The organism is Paenibacillus amylolyticus (assembly GCF_003719335.1).
Classification (GTDB): Bacteria; Bacillota; Bacilli; order Paenibacillales; family Paenibacillaceae; genus Paenibacillus; species Paenibacillus amylolyticus_D.
This window is the reverse complement of the sequence record NZ_RIAS01000002.1, coordinates 587,531-603,918: the sequence shown is the minus strand read 5'-3', so window position 1 is coordinate 603,918 and position 16,388 is coordinate 587,531. Positions and strand designations below refer to the sequence as shown.

General features: G+C 46.4%; 16 protein-coding genes. 4 read left to right on the top strand and 12 right to left on the bottom strand.

The window, feature by feature from the left end:
- Both EC604_RS06460 and cysT read right to left on the bottom strand, forming a co-directional pair.
- The gene (locus tag EC604_RS06460) at positions 1 to 798 is read right to left on the bottom strand and encodes a sulfate ABC transporter permease subunit (protein ID WP_090918049.1); all 798 of its coding nucleotides are present in this window, start codon (positions 796 to 798) and stop codon (positions 1 to 3) included.
- Entirely contained in the window at positions 795 to 1,610 is an 816-nt protein-coding gene (gene cysT, locus EC604_RS06455) for a sulfate ABC transporter permease subunit CysT (protein WP_123063322.1), read from the bottom strand. Before cysT ends, EC604_RS06460 begins: the two co-directional genes overlap by 4 nt.
- A gap of 383 nt (positions 1,611 to 1,993) precedes the next feature.
- On the opposite strand from cysT, the gene EC604_RS06450 reads away from it, so the two are divergent.
- Positions 1,994 to 2,395, top strand: coding sequence for a secondary thiamine-phosphate synthase enzyme YjbQ (locus tag EC604_RS06450; protein WP_123063321.1), 402 nt, complete (start codon positions 1,994 to 1,996; stop codon positions 2,393 to 2,395).
- Positions 2,396 to 2,569: 174 nt separating this feature from the next.
- Here the strand turns inward: EC604_RS06450 and EC604_RS06445 are convergent, their stop codons facing one another.
- The 5 genes from EC604_RS06445 to tkt form a co-directional block, all read right to left on the bottom strand.
- The gene (locus tag EC604_RS06445; protein WP_123063320.1) at positions 2,570 to 3,172 is read right to left on the bottom strand and encodes a TetR/AcrR family transcriptional regulator; all 603 of its coding nucleotides are present in this window, start codon (positions 3,170 to 3,172) and stop codon (positions 2,570 to 2,572) included.
- A gap of 5 nt (positions 3,173 to 3,177) precedes the next feature.
- Positions 3,178 to 3,810, bottom strand: a complete 633-nt coding sequence (locus EC604_RS06440; protein ID WP_123063436.1) for a YigZ family protein — start codon at positions 3,808 to 3,810, stop codon at positions 3,178 to 3,180.
- Between the two features lie 168 nt (positions 3,811 to 3,978).
- Positions 3,979 to 5,334 carry a glucose-6-phosphate isomerase gene (locus EC604_RS06435; protein ID WP_090918059.1) on the bottom strand — a complete coding sequence of 452 codons (1,356 nt, stop codon included), beginning with the start codon at positions 5,332 to 5,334 and terminating at the stop codon, positions 3,979 to 3,981.
- A gap of 182 nt (positions 5,335 to 5,516) precedes the next feature.
- The gene (locus tag EC604_RS06430) at positions 5,517 to 5,834 is read right to left on the bottom strand and encodes a pyrimidine/purine nucleoside phosphorylase (protein WP_123063319.1); all 318 of its coding nucleotides are present in this window, start codon (positions 5,832 to 5,834) and stop codon (positions 5,517 to 5,519) included.
- A gap of 154 nt (positions 5,835 to 5,988) precedes the next feature.
- A complete protein-coding gene (gene tkt / locus EC604_RS06425; protein WP_123063318.1) occupies positions 5,989 to 8,031 on the bottom strand; it encodes a transketolase in 2,043 nt (680 codons plus the stop codon).
- 531 nt (positions 8,032 to 8,562) lie between these two features.
- On the opposite strand from tkt, the gene EC604_RS06420 reads away from it, so the two are divergent.
- The gene (locus EC604_RS06420) at positions 8,563 to 9,042 is read left to right on the top strand and encodes a hypothetical protein (RefSeq protein WP_123063317.1); all 480 of its coding nucleotides are present in this window, start codon (positions 8,563 to 8,565) and stop codon (positions 9,040 to 9,042) included.
- Positions 9,043 to 9,150: 108 nt separating this feature from the next.
- Here EC604_RS06420 and purU read toward each other — a convergent pair whose 3' ends face one another.
- Together purU and EC604_RS06410 are read right to left on the bottom strand one after the other, a co-directional pair.
- The gene (gene purU / locus EC604_RS06415) at positions 9,151 to 10,044 is read right to left on the bottom strand and encodes a formyltetrahydrofolate deformylase (RefSeq protein ID WP_123063316.1); all 894 of its coding nucleotides are present in this window, start codon (positions 10,042 to 10,044) and stop codon (positions 9,151 to 9,153) included.
- Between the two features lie 67 nt (positions 10,045 to 10,111).
- Positions 10,112 to 11,218: a deoxyribonuclease IV gene (locus tag EC604_RS06410; RefSeq protein WP_123063315.1), complete on the bottom strand. Its 1,107-nt coding sequence runs from the start codon at positions 11,216 to 11,218 to the stop codon at positions 10,112 to 10,114.
- A 166-nt stretch (positions 11,219 to 11,384) separates the two neighbouring features.
- Here EC604_RS06410 and EC604_RS06405 point away from each other — a divergent pair, with 166 nt between their 5' ends.
- Entirely contained in the window at positions 11,385 to 11,852 is a 468-nt protein-coding gene (locus EC604_RS06405; protein ID WP_192895063.1) for a DUF2621 domain-containing protein, read from the top strand.
- Positions 11,853 to 12,025: 173 nt separating this feature from the next.
- Positions 12,026 to 12,937 carry a TIGR01777 family oxidoreductase gene (locus tag EC604_RS06400; RefSeq protein ID WP_123063314.1) on the top strand — a complete coding sequence of 304 codons (912 nt, stop codon included), beginning with the start codon at positions 12,026 to 12,028 and terminating at the stop codon, positions 12,935 to 12,937.
- A gap of 24 nt (positions 12,938 to 12,961) precedes the next feature.
- On the opposite strand, the gene EC604_RS06395 is transcribed toward EC604_RS06400, so the two are convergent.
- From EC604_RS06395 to EC604_RS06385, 3 genes are all read right to left on the bottom strand, one after another.
- Positions 12,962 to 14,725 carry a DUF6382 domain-containing protein gene (locus EC604_RS06395; RefSeq protein WP_123063313.1) on the bottom strand — a complete coding sequence of 588 codons (1,764 nt, stop codon included), beginning with the start codon at positions 14,723 to 14,725 and terminating at the stop codon, positions 12,962 to 12,964.
- A 108-nt stretch (positions 14,726 to 14,833) separates the two neighbouring features.
- The gene (locus EC604_RS06390) at positions 14,834 to 15,340 is read right to left on the bottom strand and encodes an A24 family peptidase (RefSeq protein WP_123063312.1); all 507 of its coding nucleotides are present in this window, start codon (positions 15,338 to 15,340) and stop codon (positions 14,834 to 14,836) included.
- A gap of 15 nt (positions 15,341 to 15,355) precedes the next feature.
- Positions 15,356 to 16,333, bottom strand: a complete 978-nt coding sequence (locus EC604_RS06385) for a pilus assembly protein (protein ID WP_345789252.1) — start codon at positions 16,331 to 16,333, stop codon at positions 15,356 to 15,358.
- Between the last annotated feature and the right edge of the window lie 55 nt (positions 16,334 to 16,388).

Below are 16,388 nucleotides of genomic sequence, written 5' to 3'. Positions count from 1 at the left end.
TCAATGCACTTCCTTTCGCTTCTTGGCCCACTCCATCAGGAGCAGCAGTCCTACAGAGAAGGTTACCAGTACCAATGCCACACCGTTCGCGGCAGACACGTTGAAATTCTCTACATCCTGATACACCAGCGTTGTTGCTGTCTGCGTTTTATTCATAATGTTACCGGACACGACCAATACTGCCCCGAATTCTCCCAGTGAGCGCGCTACCGTCAGAACCAGACCATAAACCACTGCCCAGCGAATGGAAGGCCAGGTTACACTCCAGAACGTTCTCCAGCCGTAGGCTCCGAGTGTGGAAGCCGCCTCCTCCTGCTGCGAACCAAGCTCCTGCAAGACAGGCATGACCTCTCTTACCATCAACGGAAACGTAACGAACAACGTGGCAATAACCATGCCTGGAAAAGCGTATACCACATTAAATCCGATGCCCTCAAAAAATCCTCCCATGATGCTGTTCGGTCCAAGCAGCAAAACAATCATCAAACCGCCAATAACCGGCGATACCGCATAAGGTAAATCGACAATGCTGTTAAGCAACCCTTTCACCCGATCACTCAGCCAGCCTGCACGAACCAGATAAATCGCCATCATAATGCCAAACAATGTATTTAACAGGGTAACCACCAGAACGACCAGCCCTGTCATCATCAGTGCGTGAAGCGCCTCCGGACGCATAATACCTTTAACAAAGCCGCCAGCACCGTCCTCAAATGCGCCAATCAGAATCCGTCCGAGAGGAATGATCAACAGCAATGTGAACACTACAAACGTAAGTCCGATTAAGAGTCTTCTCATCTTCTTCTCCCCCGCATCTGTACGAGATTGATTAGCCAGAGGATCAGAAAGGAGAGTGTTAGCAACAATACGGATACCGCGGCCGCCCCTGTCGGGTTATCACTTTCAATCTCTCCATAGATGAAAACGGAAGCTGTTAGTGTTCTGCCTGGAATATTACCGGCAACCAGTACAACTGCGCCAAATTCAGCGAGCGCTCTGGAAAAAGCCAACATTCCGCCGCTAATCATGCCGGGAGCCATGGATGGAAGAATGACCTGCATGAACGTACGTGCCTTGGAAGCACCCATCGTGTATGAAGCCTCTTCCTCGGAAGGATCGATCTCTTCCAGCAAAGGCTGCACTGCGCGAATGACAAAAGGAAAGGTAACAAAGGTCATCGCAATCACAATTGCAGGCTGATGAAATACAATTTCAAACCCCATCGACTCAGCCAGTTTCCCGACAGCACTGATTGGGCCGAGCAACAGCATAATCATCAGACCGCCTACAGCTGTTGGCAATGCAAAAGGCAAATCGACAAGACTGTTAAGAAATGATCTGCCAACGAATCGATATCTTGTTAACACCCAGGCAATCATGGTTCCTAAGATCACATTAATTAAAGCGGCAACCACGGCCAGACGAACCGTTAACAGCACCGCCTTCCATGCAATAGGATCCATGATACTCTCAGCAAAATTACTCCACCCTTCAGAGAAGGAGTTGGCGTACACACCGATGATTGGAAGTACAATGAGTACGATGAAATATAACAATACGGTACTTCGAAAACCCCAAGTCCATCCCTTGTGACGAAGAACGGTGTTCATTACTGTGTTCCCTCCCAGCCTCCGGCTTTAACTCCGGTCGGCAGTCTACCTGATTTCATGCGATATTCCCCTGATTTGGATAAGTTTACTTTATTATTATTCCCATTAGTCTACTTGGTTTTTGCTTATCTGATACTTTACCAGTTTGCAGTGCTGATCGTCAATGCTTTTATTCGAACTATTTGATGCTCTGTTTAAACGAATCTCCCCATTTTCATAAACGAATTTAGTACATTAGATTGACGCAATTTCGTTCAATACTTGAGATCAAACATTTATGTATACATGTTATCCGTGCGGTTTGTTTAGCCTCGGGTGGTTAAGGTACAATCTAAAGAGTTAAAATTCAGGAAAGACATTACTACGTGAAGGAGTGATTAATTATGTTATATACGAAAAGCATATCAACATTTGCAAGAGATGAAATGAAGGAGATCACACGGGATGTTGAGCAGGTTGTACAAAGTAGTGGCATCCGGAATGGCACCGTGCTTATTTATTGCCCCCATACAACGGCAGGGATTGCCATTAATGAAAATGCGGACCCCGATGTTAAACATGACGTCTTGTTACGTCTCGATGAGGTGTACCCCTGGGAGCACCCTCAGTATCGTCATGCCGAGGGCAATACGGCCTCTCACCTCAAATCAATAACTACCGGTCCGTCACAGACTGTCATCCTGCATGAAGGCAGACTACTCTTGGGACGCTGGCAAGGGATCTATTTTTGTGAATTTGATGGGCCACGTCATCGGGAGTATTTCATCAAAATTATGGAAGGTTAAGTTTCATCTCAAAAAAGACAAACATAAACAGGCGTTCCACCCTTTACTGGGTTCAGGAACGCCTGTCGTCGTCTTCAGCGTGTACAGATATTATCTTTCGCATGATAACGTAATAAAGAGTTAACGTTATGATCAATCACCGCCTTGAAGTATGAGGACAAGCAAAAGCGGCAATTATTGCACGCCAGGCTGCTGACCCAAATTACGGCACAATACTTTCACATGAGACAATGCAGAGGATTCGATCTCCGCAAACGTCAAACGGTCTTGAATATAATAAGATATGAATCCGTGCATAGCCAGAAACAAAGTACGCGGCACATGCTCAATATCCTCTTCGGCACAGCCCTCTTCCTTCATATACTGCCGAATGATCGACGCAAACAGTTCGAAACAACGCCCCTGCTCCGTACGACAATAGGACAATAACTCCTCGTCTCGAATCATAAACATAATCTCGTATTGATATGGATTTTCCAGACCAAATCGAATAAACTCCATCAAAATATGCTCAACTTTGTTCACGCCGCCTGCAACCGGCCTGACCATGGCTTGCAACAGTAGGTGTCCCAGATGGTTGAAATCCTCTACCACGATCGCATAGAACAACTCTGCTTTTTCCTTAAAATGATAATACAGCGACCCATGACTATAGCCTAGATGCTGGCCGATGCTTCGCATCGAAATGGCGCGGTATCCTTTGGTAATAAAAAGATGCCTCGCCGCCTCCAGTATCCGCTCCCTCGACAACTCCTGTTCGACTGCTCTTCTAGCCATATATTTTATTCCCCTTCAATAAAATAAAGCCGCTGTCCCTCCGTGATCCGGGATTGTCCTTGCGTCAAATCCGTAATCCAGGCAATAAATGCCTCGGTTTCACTATCCGGCGGAAGACACGTTAACGTAACCTTATCGGTGAAAGCCGTTTCACCTGTACGCACTTCCCGGCCTCTTAACTCATTTTCCACTTTCCCAAGCCACGTATAATCCAGTTCTACAAATACTTCTCGATGCAGCACTTTGGTAATAACTTTTCCTGCTTCAATTGCTGCGACAGCTCCGTCTGTATACGCACGAATAAGTCCTCCAGCGCCAAGCATGATTCCCCCGAAGTATCGTGTAACGACAATCGCTACATTCTTCAATTGCTGATTCTTGATCACCTCAAGAATAGGTTTACCCGCTGTACCGCTCGGTTCCCCGTCATCAGACTGCTTCTGAATCTCATCCCGCTCGCCAATCATGTATGCTGAGCAGTTATGTGTCGCATTCCAATGTTTTTTCTTGATATCATCAATAAAAGCAATGGCTTCCTCCTCAGTTGTGACCGGCATGATATGACCGATAAACCGTGATTTTTTGATCACAATTTCCAGTTGGCCCGATCCTCGAACTGTTCGATAACGTTCCATCATTTTTAATCCAACTTTCCGTAAATCATCCATTTTACAAGAAAGCAGTTCCCCGCATATTGCGGATGAACTGCCTTGGTTAATGACATCCGGGAAACGATACCCTGCAAAAGCTCGCATTCCCGGATGGACTTAACAATCTTTATTTAACTATATGAGCGGAGCCGTGAATTATTCAGAAAGTCTCGCTTCGAGCGCTGCTTTCTCTTCTTCAAAGCCTGGTTTGCCCAGCAATGCGAACATGTTTTTCTTGTATGCTTCCACACCCGGTTGGTCAAATGGATTCACACCCAGCAAATATCCGCTAATGCCGCATGCTTTTTCAAAGAAGTATACCAGATATCCAAACGAATATGGAGTCATATCTGGAATGTTCACAATCAGATTTGGAACTTGGCCATCTGTATGTGCAAGCAACGTTCCTTGGAATGCTTTTTTATTGACGAAATCCATCGTTTTGCCTTCCAGGAAATTCAAACCGTCCAGGTCGTCTGCATCAGCTTCAATGGAAATGTGCTCGGATACTTCAGCGACTTGAATAACGGTTTCGAAGATGTTCCGGCTACCTTCCTGAATGAATTGGCCCATAGAGTGCAAGTCTGTGGAGAAATCCACCGATGCAGGATAGATCCCCTTGTAGTCTTTACCTTCGCTTTCACCAAAGAGCTGTTTCCACCACTCGGATACGAAGTGCAAGGACGGCTCGTAGTTCACCAGAATCTCTGTGCCTTTGCCTTTGCGATACAATGCGTTACGAACGGCTGCATATTGATACGCTTCGTTCTCCGCTACATTCGGATTGCTGTACTCTTTGGAAGCGTCAGCTGCGCCTTGCATCATTTCTTCGATGTTGATGCCCGCTGTTGCGATTGGCAACAAACCTACGGCTGTGAGTACGGAATAACGTCCGCCTACGTCATCCGGGATGATGAAGGATTCATAACCTTCTTCATTTGCCAGCTTTTTGAGCGCTCCGCGCTCTTTATCTGTTGTTGCGTAGATGCGTTTGCGAGCTTCCTCTTTCCCGTATTTTTTCTCCAGAGCTGCACGGAAAATACGGAAAGCAATCGCTGGTTCAGTTGTTGTACCCGATTTAGAGATAACGTTCACGGAGAAGTCTTTACCTTCTACCAGATCCAGCAAATGTGTCACATACGTGGAGCTGATGTTGTTACCAGCAAAATAAATCTCAGGAGTTTTGCGTTTGTCCTTCGGCAAGTTGTTGTAGAAAGAATGTGTCAGCATTTCGATCGCTGCGCGTGCTCCCAGGTATGATCCACCAATACCAATCACGATCAGCACTTCGGAATCACTTTGGATTTTAGCTGCGGCTTTTTGAATGCGGGCAAATTCTTCTTTGTCGTATGCTGTCGGAAGGTCGATCCATCCGAGATAGTCGGAACCTGTTCCTGTACCGTTATGAAGTTGCTCGTGAGCCAAACGGATCGGTTCAGCGAAATAGTCTACTTCGTGCTGGTTTACAAATTGCAAAGCTGTACTATAGTCAAATGTCACTTTTTTTGCCATGATCTCAAAAACCTCCTGATATCGGTATAATAATTCCGTTTTCCATGTTAAACAACTTGTCCTAAGGATACTTCAAATCCACCCTGCTGACAAGCTTACGCATGAACTTGGCTGTTAACAATCAAGAAGCAAAAAGGGCAAATCGAATCCGCAACACTGCGGTTCGAGTTCCCCTTCTTGTGTTATTCCGCCGGGTACGAGCAGACGTAGTCGGTAACGCTGCGTATCTCCAGTTTAAATTTGGATTCAGCAGGCACGTGGAATGTCGCTTGGCCTTGAATCTCTTGCCACTCTTCTTCACCAGGAAGCAATACTCTCAGATCGCCGGACAGAATCTCCATAATTTCGCGGGAACCTGTGCCGAACTCATAGTTACCTGGAAGCATGATGCCCAGCGTCACTTTGCTGCCATCCCCCAAAATAACCGTTCTACTGGTTACCTGACCATCATAATAAATGTTGGCCTTTTTCACTACACTGACTTGATCGAATTGTGACATGCGTACCCGCTCCCCTGAAGTTAATGAAAACAAAAGGCAACACAGATCAGGGCAGCCATGCCGCCCTTGACTCTGCGGAAATAACAACTGTCATGAGCCAGAAGCGCCGGAAGACGTTCGGCCCATGACAGACGGTTAAAGTATAAAGTTTTTATTACAGCAATGCTTTTACGCGGCTAACTACGTTATCCACAGTAAAACCATACTCTTGGATTACACGGTCGCCAGGCGCGGAAGCACCGAATGTGCTAATTCCGAGAATGTCACCTTGATCTCCGACATATTTTTCCCAGCCCATTGGGTGAGCCATTTCGATCGCCAGACGTGCTTTAACATCTGGAAGAAGAACAGACTCTTTGTAAGCTTTGTCTTGTTTCTCGAACAGATCCCAGCTAGGCATGCTGATTACGCGAACTTGAATCCCTTGCTCAGCAAGTGCAGCTTGAGCTTTAACCGCCAGCTGTACTTCAGAACCTGTAGCAATGATTTGTGCTACCGCTTTGCCGTCTTTAGCGTCGGATACCACATAAGCACCACGTTTCAAGTTCTCACGTGCACCTTCTACAGTTCCTTCGAGGATCGGCAAGTTTTGACGAGTCAGAACCAGGGCAACCGGGTTGCTCTTGTTCTCCAGCGCGTAAGCCCAAGCTGCAGAAGTTTCGTTACCGTCAGCTGGACGAATTACCGTCAGGTTCGGGATGATACGCAGGGAAGCCAATTGCTCAATCGGTTCATGCGTAGGACCATCTTCACCAACAGCGATACTATCGTGAGTCAGGACATACGTGACTGGCAGGCTCATCAGTGCAGCCAGACGAACAGCAGGACGCAGGTAGTCGGTAAATACGAAGAACGTACCGCCGAATACTTTCACACCGCTGTGCAATGCCATACCGTTCATCGCACCAGCCATACCGAATTCACGGATACCGAAGTAGATGTTACGGCCAGAATAGTCTTCTGGAGTAAAGTTAGTCAAGTTGTTCAGGTGAGTCATTGTGGAGCTTTCCAAGTCAGCGGAACCACCTGTCAGATGAGGCACATTATGTGCAAGACCGTTCAGAGCGTTACCGGAAGCTACACGCGTAGACAATGCTTTGTCCGTTGCTGCATATTTAGGCAGATCACGATCCCAACCTTCTGGAAGGTCGCCGTTAATTGCTGTTTCGAACTGAGCAGCCAGTTCAGGGTATGCTTTTTTGTACTCCGCAAATTGCTCGTCCCAAGCTTTATTTGCAGCGATACCTTTTTCTTTGACTTGAGCAAAGTGATCGCGTACTTCAGCCGGTACGTGGAAGTTTTCTTCGTATACCCATTTATAATATTCTTTAGTCAGTTTAGCTTCTTCTGCACCCAGTGGAGATCCGTGAGTACCGCCGTGGCCGCCTTTACCTTGTTTGTTCGGGCTACCATAACCAATTACGGTTTTCACTTCGATCAATGTAGGACGTGCTGTGTCTGCTTGACCTTCTTTGATTGCTTTTTCAATTGCAGGCAGATCATTACCATCTTCAACGCGCAGCACTTGCCAGCCATACGCATCAAAGCGTTTAGCGATGCTTTCGGAAGAAGACAGGTCAAGTTTGCCATCCAGCGTGATGTCGTTGGAATCGAACAGCATGATCAGTTTGCCAAGGCCGAGACGTCCAGCCAGGGAAGCAGATTCATGAGATACGCCTTCCATCAGGTCACCATCACCACAGATTGCATATGTGTAGTGATCAACAACGTTGAATTGATCTTTGTTATAAGTTGCGCCCAGCTGAGCTTCAGCCATGGCCATACCAACTGCCATCGCAATACCTTGACCCAGTGGTCCGGTAGTTGCATCAACACCAGCTGTATGTCCGAATTCCGGGTGACCCGGAGTTTTGCTTCCCCATTGACGGAATTGTTTCAATTCTTCCATAGGAAGATCGTAGCCGCTCAGGTGCAGCAAGCTGTACAGCAACATGGAGCCATGTCCTGCGGACAGCACAAAGCGGTCCCGGTTAATCCAAGTCGGGTGGTCCGGGTTATGAGTCATCGTTTTTGCAAAAAGCTGGTACCCCATCGGAGCGGAGCCCATCGGCATACCCGGGTGCCCGGAATTTGCCTTCTCAATTGCATCAATCGCCAAAGTACGTACGGTTGTAATCGACAGGTTGTCGATTGTGGTGTTCTCGTCCTTTTGAATCGCTTCGTTCTTGTCAGTCATGGTTTGTCCTCCTCATGTCTTTAGATAAGTCGGGTGCGCAAGCGAGTCCCTCTCATCATACAAGCAAACCGCATAAACAATAAGTGAATCCGCTTGAATGTTTCATTTTGACTTATTCACTTTTGTATTGTATCACTTGCCGTGAAGCTTTTCCATAACCTTCTTTTAGAAAGTTACGGAAAATTCAGGTGATCCTGATTAAACATTGCTAGGGTGTGTCTGAAAACGCTGAAGGAAGCAGATTTTGCCAAATTTTCGTTCCAAGCCAGGAAGTTTACCGCAGGCGTGCCGGGGCACGTCAAGGGAAAGTGACGCAGCAGGGGGCGAAAAGGCGGTAAAAGATGCAATTCAGTCGGTTTTAAGATACGCCCTAGTCCATCGGATGAAGTATAACCTTTAAGCCGAAAACCATACACATTTTAGAGATTAACGTGAAAATCGGCTTGTGCTGATCAGCGCCTCTCGATTCGAGCATACGGTTAACGGTTTATTTTTCAATTAGATACGCTTCATACCCAAGGAGGGCTTGAAATGCCAGATCAAACGCGACACCCGTCTAATTCGTTAAAATTATCATTACCCTGGTTTTCGGGGATCATAACCGGAATCGTTAGTGGCATTTTTCTAGGACTATTTCTAAAAGTGGTTCAGACATTAACTGGCGAAAAAGTGTACACCCTGCTACTGAACGTTGATTTTGTACCAGGGCTTCCTCCGCGGTTGCCCGAATGGATCGAATTCTCCTTACACCTGGCTGTATCTGTTGTCATCGGGATTTTCTACATCTGGTGGGTCAGACGTACAGGCCGTCCAGTCAGCAGCGGAATATTTCTCGGCGCCGCCTCTTCCCTGCTCTATCTCCCTTTGTCTCCGTTATCCTCACGTGTGCCCGATCTGAATGACGCTGGTGCCATTTTCTATTGGGTCATTGGCCACCTTCTCTTTGGCGCTTTGCTAGGTCTGTGCGGAAAATACTTGCACGCCAAAAAGCGGCACGCAGTTCATTATTGAACTGGAGCCGCTCGGCTTTATGGTGCATCGAAGTCTAAACGGTTACCGAGTAACTCTCTTATGAGGTTACGGATCAACCTTGCGCAGTATTAAAGCGTAAACTTAGACTTAAAATACGACTGTTTTATTTTCGTGTACAAGAACACGGTCTTCCACATGCCATTTTACAGCCCGCGCAAGCACAACACGCTCAATGGTACGTCCAATGCGTTTTAATTCAGTCACATTATCTCCATGGCTTACACGCTGAACGTCCTGTTCAATAATTGGTCCGCCATCCAGCTCTTCCGTAACATAATGCGCCGTTGCGCCAATGATTTTAACACCACGGTTATAGGCCTGAGCGTATGGCTTACCTCCAACAAAGGCTGGCAAGAACGAGTGATGAATGTTGATAATACGGTTACGGTAATGTTCAATAAACGTTGGAGAGATAATCTGCATATAACGAGCGAGAATAATCACATCCACATCGTTGCCGATCACTTCCAGCTGACGCTGCTCTGCTTCTTTTTTCGTATCGGCTGTAACCGGAATATGGTGATATGGGATGCCGAACGATTCCACATAGTTTTTCATATCCAAATGGTTGCTGACCACAAGCGCGATGTCCGCATCAAGATCGCCAGCCTGCCATTGCCAGAGCAACTCTACCAGACAGTGATCTTCTTTGGATACAAAAATAGCCAACCTTTTTTTGCGGCTAACCGCGGAAAGAGACCACTCCATCTCGAAACGTGCCGCCACATCGGCAAAATCCGCTTCCAGCTTCGCCAAGTTACTCTCCAGTTGCGGAAGATCGAACTCGATCCGCATAAAAAACATACCGCCTGACGGGTCCATCGTATACTGGTCAGACTGTACAATGTTGGCACCATGCTGATGCAAAAAATGTGATACCGCTGCTACAATTCCCGGTCCATCCGGACAGGAAATAAGCATACGCGCTCGATTGGCGCGGTTTTGATCATCAGGTCGTATTTGTTTTGCGTGAATCTCCATCGGGTTAATCTTCCTCCTTCAATTAGACAAGACATACGTGAAGTATATCAGGCAAGACTTGCAGGGATTACCCTGCAAGCCAAGCTATCAAGCGATGATTGATTTGTTCTTCATTCAAATGCGGGAACAATGCCGCCTCTGTTACCATGTCATACAAGCGTTCCAGCGGTTCACGCGGATCAGCTTTTTTGGCTTTGGCATCATTTTTGAGCAGTGTCCATACATCAAGTACATAAGCACGGGAATTCACTTCCTTACCTTTGAAGAAATGTTGCAGTTGCTCGACTTCACTCAGGAACTCCTGACCGAAACGGCCTTCCACATCTCCTCGCAGCAATGCAATTTCAATTTCATACATTGGCCGCTGGGTTTTGGCATCTTTACCAATCCACGGCGTTTCCAGAATGAATGGACGATTATTCAGTTTTTCATGGTTTACAATGCGGTTGATCGCTTCAAATCCAATCCAGCCCGACCCAATCGGTGTATGACGGTCTTTGCGTGCACCGGCAGCATTTTTACTATCGTTAATGTGCATTACAGCAATTCGGTCAAGTCCAACCGTGCGATCAAATTGATCCAATACACCATCCAGATCGTTGACGATATCATAACCCGCATCATGAATGTGGCATGTATCCATACACACGGTCAGTCGTTCGTTATGTTTTACTTTCTCAATAATCTGTGCAAGTTCCTCGAAGCTGCGCCCCATCTCGGTTCCTTTACCGGCCATCGTCTCCAGCGCAATATTCACATCGGTTTCCTGAATGCCATCGAGCACTTCATTCAAGCCTTGCGCAATACGTTCGATACCATAATGAGCATCCTTGTCCGTAAATGCACCAGGGTGCAATACGATGTTTTTCACACCAATGGCGTGAGTACGGCGAATTTCCTCCTGCAGGAAGTCCACAGCCAGTCCATATGTGCTGTCCTTGTAAGAGCCCAGATTAATGATATAAGGAGCATGCACAACAATTTCCTCAAATCCGCCTGCCTGCATGGCAAGCTTGCCTTCCTCAATAAACATTGATTCAATTGGCTTGCGGCGTGTGTTCTGCGGTGCACCCGTATATATCATAAACGAACTGGAACCGTACGAGGACGCTTCCTTCGTTGCACTCAATAATCCCTTGTCCGAAAAGGACACATGGGAGCCGATTTTCAGCATCATTGATCCCCCTTTTTCTGAATTATCCACTATCATAACGCGATTATCGAAATAAATCTAGAAATGCGATATAATTCGAATGAGAGGCTATTTTTGACAGCATATTACGGAACATGGACGCCTATTCATCAGGGCGTGAAAATCAATAAACCGAGGTGATTTCGCAATGATTTATAATACCTACGTCCAGCTTCTAACGAGCAATTCTCCCAGCAACTGGTTTATGAATACGATTGCTTTCTGGACGCTTGTGCTGCTTGGCAGCATGTGCATTGGTGGATTTTTCATGATGCGCAAGTTCCTTAAGGTGCTGCCCAAGGCAGACGGCAAGTCCAAGCTGGATTGGCAGAACTACTGGGTGGAGACAAGCCGCCACTTGTGGACGGATGAAGCCAAAGCTTTTTTGGATCAACTGGTTGAGCCTGTTCCCGGACCATTTCGCGACATTGCCAAACATTCCATTGCTGCCGAGATTGGTAAAATTGCCGTGGAAGATCATGCAACCGAAGTGTCGAGAGATCATTGCATTAAAGGTTACATCATTGCGACACCAAAACGGGACAACAAATTTCTGGTGAAATTTTTGGAGAAAAATAAAATCGACTATACTCCCTATCGCCATTTGATGAAATAATCTTTTGATGAATTATAACGTATGAACAGATTGGAAAATAAAGCAGGCCAGCATCGTTAGATATGGCACCAATTTGGTTAAATTAAACACATATTAGCTCCGCTTGGTAAGTCCTTTTCACTCATTTAACTTACCCTGCGGGGCTTTTTGACCCATAAGAGAGGATGTTCAATATGAAAATTGCCATTTGTGGAGGAACCGGATTTGTCGGAGGCGCACTTGTAGATTACTGGTTGCAGGCCGGACATCATGTGAAAGTAATCACTCGCAAGCTGCCTGACATGCATAATCCGAGTAAAAACCTTACATATATATCTTGGGATCAGCTCGAAGAAATGCCGCGGGAACTGGAAGGTTTTGATGCTCTGGTGAATCTAGCGGGTGAGACATTGAACCAACGTTGGACTACGAAGGCCAAGCTGGAAATTGTGGAATCCAGAGTTACGACGGTTGCCCGGGTTGCTAGATTAGTGGAATCGCTACAGCAAAAGCCGGAAGTTGTTGTCCAGGCTTCAGCCATGGCGATCTACGGAACATCTCCCGACGAAACCTTTGATGAGAACAGTCCGCAAAAACCGATGAATTTTCCCTCTCGCGTTTCGGAACAATGGGAAGTTGCTGCCGATGCCATCCGGGATGTAAGACTCGTCAAAATCCGGGTCAGTCTCGTTTTGGGTCATAAAAAAGGGGCATTCCCATTGATGAAACTGCCCTATATGCTCGGATTCGGCGGCAAAATCGGCAGCGGAAAGCAGTGGACCAGTTGGATTCACATCATGGATATCGTTCGATTGATCGACTTTACTATTCATAACAAAGAAATTTCGGGTCCAGTTAACGCTTCTTCTCCCCACCCGGTAACCAATGATGAATTCGGCCGTACAGTAGGTAAAGTCTATCATCGTCCCCACTGGTTCCCTGTGCCCGGCTTCCTGATCAAAACACTAGTTGGTGAATTATCCGTCGTCCTGCTGCAAGGGCAGCGGGTCATTCCGCAAAAAGCCTTGGATCACGGTTTCAAGTTCACCTTCCCCACATTGACTCAGGCTCTCGAGGACTTGAAGCATCGAGGGTTGTCCGACTAAAACAGTATAATTGGTGTGTACAGTTCATCCTGCCACTCGATAAACGTAGACCGATTCGACCAGGATGAACGTATCCCCGTCCGTCAGTGGATATTCTTTGTAAGGAGCCAACAGATTTCCTTGAAGCATCGTTCCATTGACGGACCCTAAATCCTTGATAGCATAGCCGGACTGGCCTCGACTCAATTCTACATGTGCACGGGATACACCTGTCGAGTTATCGACATATTGAACCATATCCGCTGCTCTTCCGATGACAAACGATGCCCCCTTCACATCAACACGTTCGCTCCGTTCACCTTTATTTAGAGTTCGTTCCAGGTAATATGATGGTGCATTAGAGCTTCTGTCTTTATTAGCTAACCCGGCCAGTGGCTGCAGATTAACTGTTGCCTCTGCGGCAGAAGCCCTAAGATGGAGTTCAGAAGTGTTCCCGCCTTCTCTTCCCTGTTCCGCAGTATACAGCGGATTGAGCATATCTTCAGACGTTAAGTTCTTAGAGGATGTGCTCATATGGCGAAGACGGGAAGAGGTATGATCTTCATCAACAGCAGCGGCAGGCAAAGATTCTATGGATTTCACCTTATCTTCTTTGGACTTATCCATGGCATTCCAGCGCCAACTCTCCTGAAACATTTCCTCTTCTACTTTAGCACCCTTGTCCTTTTTCCTGCCTAGCAATGATAAAGAGAAAAGCGGACGAACGTCAGATTTATCAGGAGAACCACCCATTCTCTTCCACATCCAACTTGCCCCTGCAATGAGGACAATACTTAGCACCGTAGACAGAATCATTGCGTTCTGACCTGGCTCTTGCATATAGATAAACCTCCATACCAAAGCCATGGCAACCATACAGCCTAGCCAGATATATGTTGTACGCGAAGAGCCAGTAACCGAATTTTGCTCTTCCATCACCACATTTTCCTGATCCGCGGAAACAAATGATGAAGAAGACTCAAGTTGAGTTGAGGTCTGATTCTGATGAAAGTAGTTTGTATTTATCGTCGAAAGTTGACCAGCCGCTGTTGGCCTGTGTAACAAAGATTTCGCATAGGGGGCTACTTTTTTAATGTCTGCATCCAGTTTAATGATTTGCTGGCGCTCACGCTGATGACGATCTGATTGCTCTATATCAGCTTTATTGTAATTAAAGCTGGCGTCACTTTTCTTTTCCGGTAGCTGACTGGATACCAATCGTGCAGGTTGGCCAGTACTCAATTCTAATAATAGTTCACGTAATTGCCGAATGTCCCACCGCTCGTCGTCACATAACTGTAATACTCGTTGTATGCCCTCTCCTTCTATTTCCTGAACATGAGCCATAAGCTTGATTACCAAGTCACGGAATAACTGCGGCGTTTGCTTCTCCTGCCGGGCATGGGCATTCATGATGGGTACGTAAACTAAACCAAATTCCCCTTGCGCCATTGCCCCCTGAATAAATATATAGTCTTCCTGAATGCACAAATTTTGCGGCTCCAACATGTAGAGCCTGCACTCCGCGAGGGCTTCTGCTAACTGAAATAAAAGATTGTACAACACTGTCAAGCTGATTTGACTCGATTTTAACATCTGGGACAACATCTTATATCCAGAGATGTCATACTGTAACGTTACATTCTGATCAATCTCCCGTGTGAACAAAGGCAGCATACGAGGAATTCGATTTGAAGTTAACATGCCGATCTGTATCCTGCTAAGTTCCTCCATCCGTAGCCCGTCCGTTTTTTCCAAAATCATAAATGTCCCGCCGTTACGTACGAAATCCCTCGTTAATCCATACATACCGCTCCTCACTTCCCATTGTTAATATAGTACGTTGAACTAGAATCATTTCACGGATACTGTGATGACAGGTGAGTCTATCAAATGCTGTTTCCCCCGTGCATACAACTACCCAAACATATAAATCCATGAGCTTACGAAACCGGGAAGTACAGCCAGCATAAACGGAAACTTCAACGTTTTTTCGTGACTTACAAGTTTAAGAGAACCTAGTTTAAAGAAACCGAATACATTAAACATCATTGTACGTATCCGCATTGACTCATCTTTGCGAAACAAAAGGATCACTAAGCCGATCAATCCGGCGTACAAAATGGAATATATGATCACGTGTATACCAAATGTAAACCCCGTCCAGGCTCCTATACCCCCAAATAATTTCACATCTCCTGCACCGACTGCACCAATGACATACATTAAAAACAACATACCGAAACCAACAGCAAATCCAGCTAAAGAGAACCACATCCCTCGCCAGCCCCCCCACGCAAGATGAGCAACTACTCCTATTGCCGTTACTGGCAGAGTCAACCGATTCGGAATTTTCATCGACCTTATATCGGTTACAAACGCCACCAGAAGATATACACCACAGATTACATAAAACCAACCCACCTATATCATCGCTCCTTATTTTCTGGATGCTACCGTAAATGAAGTTTCCGTCTGCATCCCCTCCGCGGTCTCTACAACAAAGCTCCAAGTCCCTTCCGTTGTTCGAGTGCCCACAAACCATGTCCATTCTATGATTCCATTCTCGTCAGCTGTTGCCCAGCCAATATGCTTCGCAGAACTCTCACCAGACTTGTAAAAAATCGTGAGATTAGCCGTTGCCCCTGGCTCGACCTGAACCTTTATCGTTGCATGGTTCCCTATAAAAGCCGGATCTGGTTTTGATAAAACAGTTGCTGAACCGGCACTATTTTCTCCCCCGCTTCCGTAACCAGTTCCCTCGCCTGTGTCACCAATCCATATCCGTTCTGCTGCAGCAACCTGGATTCGCAAAGGTTTGCCGAGAAAAGGAACCTTCACAGGCAGCTCATAACTCAGCTCTAATCTGAAATACGGATTCGTTTTATTCTTCAAGTTAGGAACAGATACTCCGTTAACATGAATACGTTCCATGTCTAGCAGAGTAGTTTCAACAAAGGGTTGCAACAACGGCTTCACAACCGGGTCAAGTATGGCTTCCATTACCGACGTTTTGATTCTTTGCAGTGGCTCTTCACCACGTTTCGCTGCATCTCGCACCCAGTCACTTAAGGGTGAGGGCAGGGAAGAAGCGTAACCGTCTGCCCATTCTGTCAGAGACAGCTGGGGCCATTTCCCTTTCTCCTCTAGGCCCTCTCCTCCAGCAGAATCCGAAGGCACGAAGGCAAGCGATACTGGATAAATCTTCGTTGATAACTGTTTTACCGTTTCCCCCGCTGTACTCTGCAATGCGGTGGAAATCAGCGTCATCTGAACAATGAAGATAAGAAATAGAATAAAGAATAGAAAAACAGGTAGCACCAGCGAAGCCTCCAGCACCATAGTGCCCTGTTCTTTCTTCGCTTCAAGCATCTGTTTCCTCAGGGACTTCAAGCGTTCCAATCTGCTTATCCGCATGATTCGATGTTGCATCTGCACACATTTCCTTTCACCCTGAACCTGAACCCTTTTT

Bases quoted from the DNA above. Each gene is read 5' to 3' on its own strand.
- EC604_RS06460 (WP_090918049.1), bottom strand. From the start codon at position 798: ATGAGAAGACTCTTAATCGGACTTACGTTTGTAGTGTTCACATTGCTG.
- cysT (WP_123063322.1), bottom strand. From the start codon at position 1,610: ATGAACACCGTTCTTCGTCACAAGGGATGGACTTGGGGTTTTCGAAGT.
- EC604_RS06450 (WP_123063321.1), top strand. From the start codon at position 1,994: ATGTTATATACGAAAAGCATATCAACATTTGCAAGAGATGAAATGAAG.
- EC604_RS06445 (WP_123063320.1), bottom strand. From the start codon at position 3,172: ATGGCTAGAAGAGCAGTCGAACAGGAGTTGTCGAGGGAGCGGATACTG.
- EC604_RS06440 (WP_123063436.1), bottom strand. From the start codon at position 3,810: ATGATGGAACGTTATCGAACAGTTCGAGGATCGGGCCAACTGGAAATT.
- EC604_RS06435 (WP_090918059.1), bottom strand. From the start codon at position 5,334: ATGGCAAAAAAAGTGACATTTGACTATAGTACAGCTTTGCAATTTGTA.
- EC604_RS06430 (WP_123063319.1), bottom strand. From the start codon at position 5,834: ATGTCACAATTCGATCAAGTCAGTGTAGTGAAAAAGGCCAACATTTAT.
- tkt (WP_123063318.1), bottom strand. From the start codon at position 8,031: ATGACTGACAAGAACGAAGCGATTCAAAAGGACGAGAACACCACAATC.
- EC604_RS06420 (WP_123063317.1), top strand. From the start codon at position 8,563: ATGCCAGATCAAACGCGACACCCGTCTAATTCGTTAAAATTATCATTA.
- purU (WP_123063316.1), bottom strand. From the start codon at position 10,044: ATGGAGATTCACGCAAAACAAATACGACCTGATGATCAAAACCGCGCC.
- EC604_RS06410 (WP_123063315.1), bottom strand. From the start codon at position 11,218: ATGCTGAAAATCGGCTCCCATGTGTCCTTTTCGGACAAGGGATTATTG.
- EC604_RS06405 (WP_192895063.1), top strand. From the start codon at position 11,385: ATGATTTATAATACCTACGTCCAGCTTCTAACGAGCAATTCTCCCAGC.
- EC604_RS06400 (WP_123063314.1), top strand. From the start codon at position 12,026: ATGAAAATTGCCATTTGTGGAGGAACCGGATTTGTCGGAGGCGCACTT.
- EC604_RS06395 (WP_123063313.1), bottom strand. From the start codon at position 14,725: ATGTATGGATTAACGAGGGATTTCGTACGTAACGGCGGGACATTTATG.
- EC604_RS06385 (WP_345789252.1), bottom strand. From the start codon at position 16,333: ATGCGGATAAGCAGATTGGAACGCTTGAAGTCCCTGAGGAAACAGATG.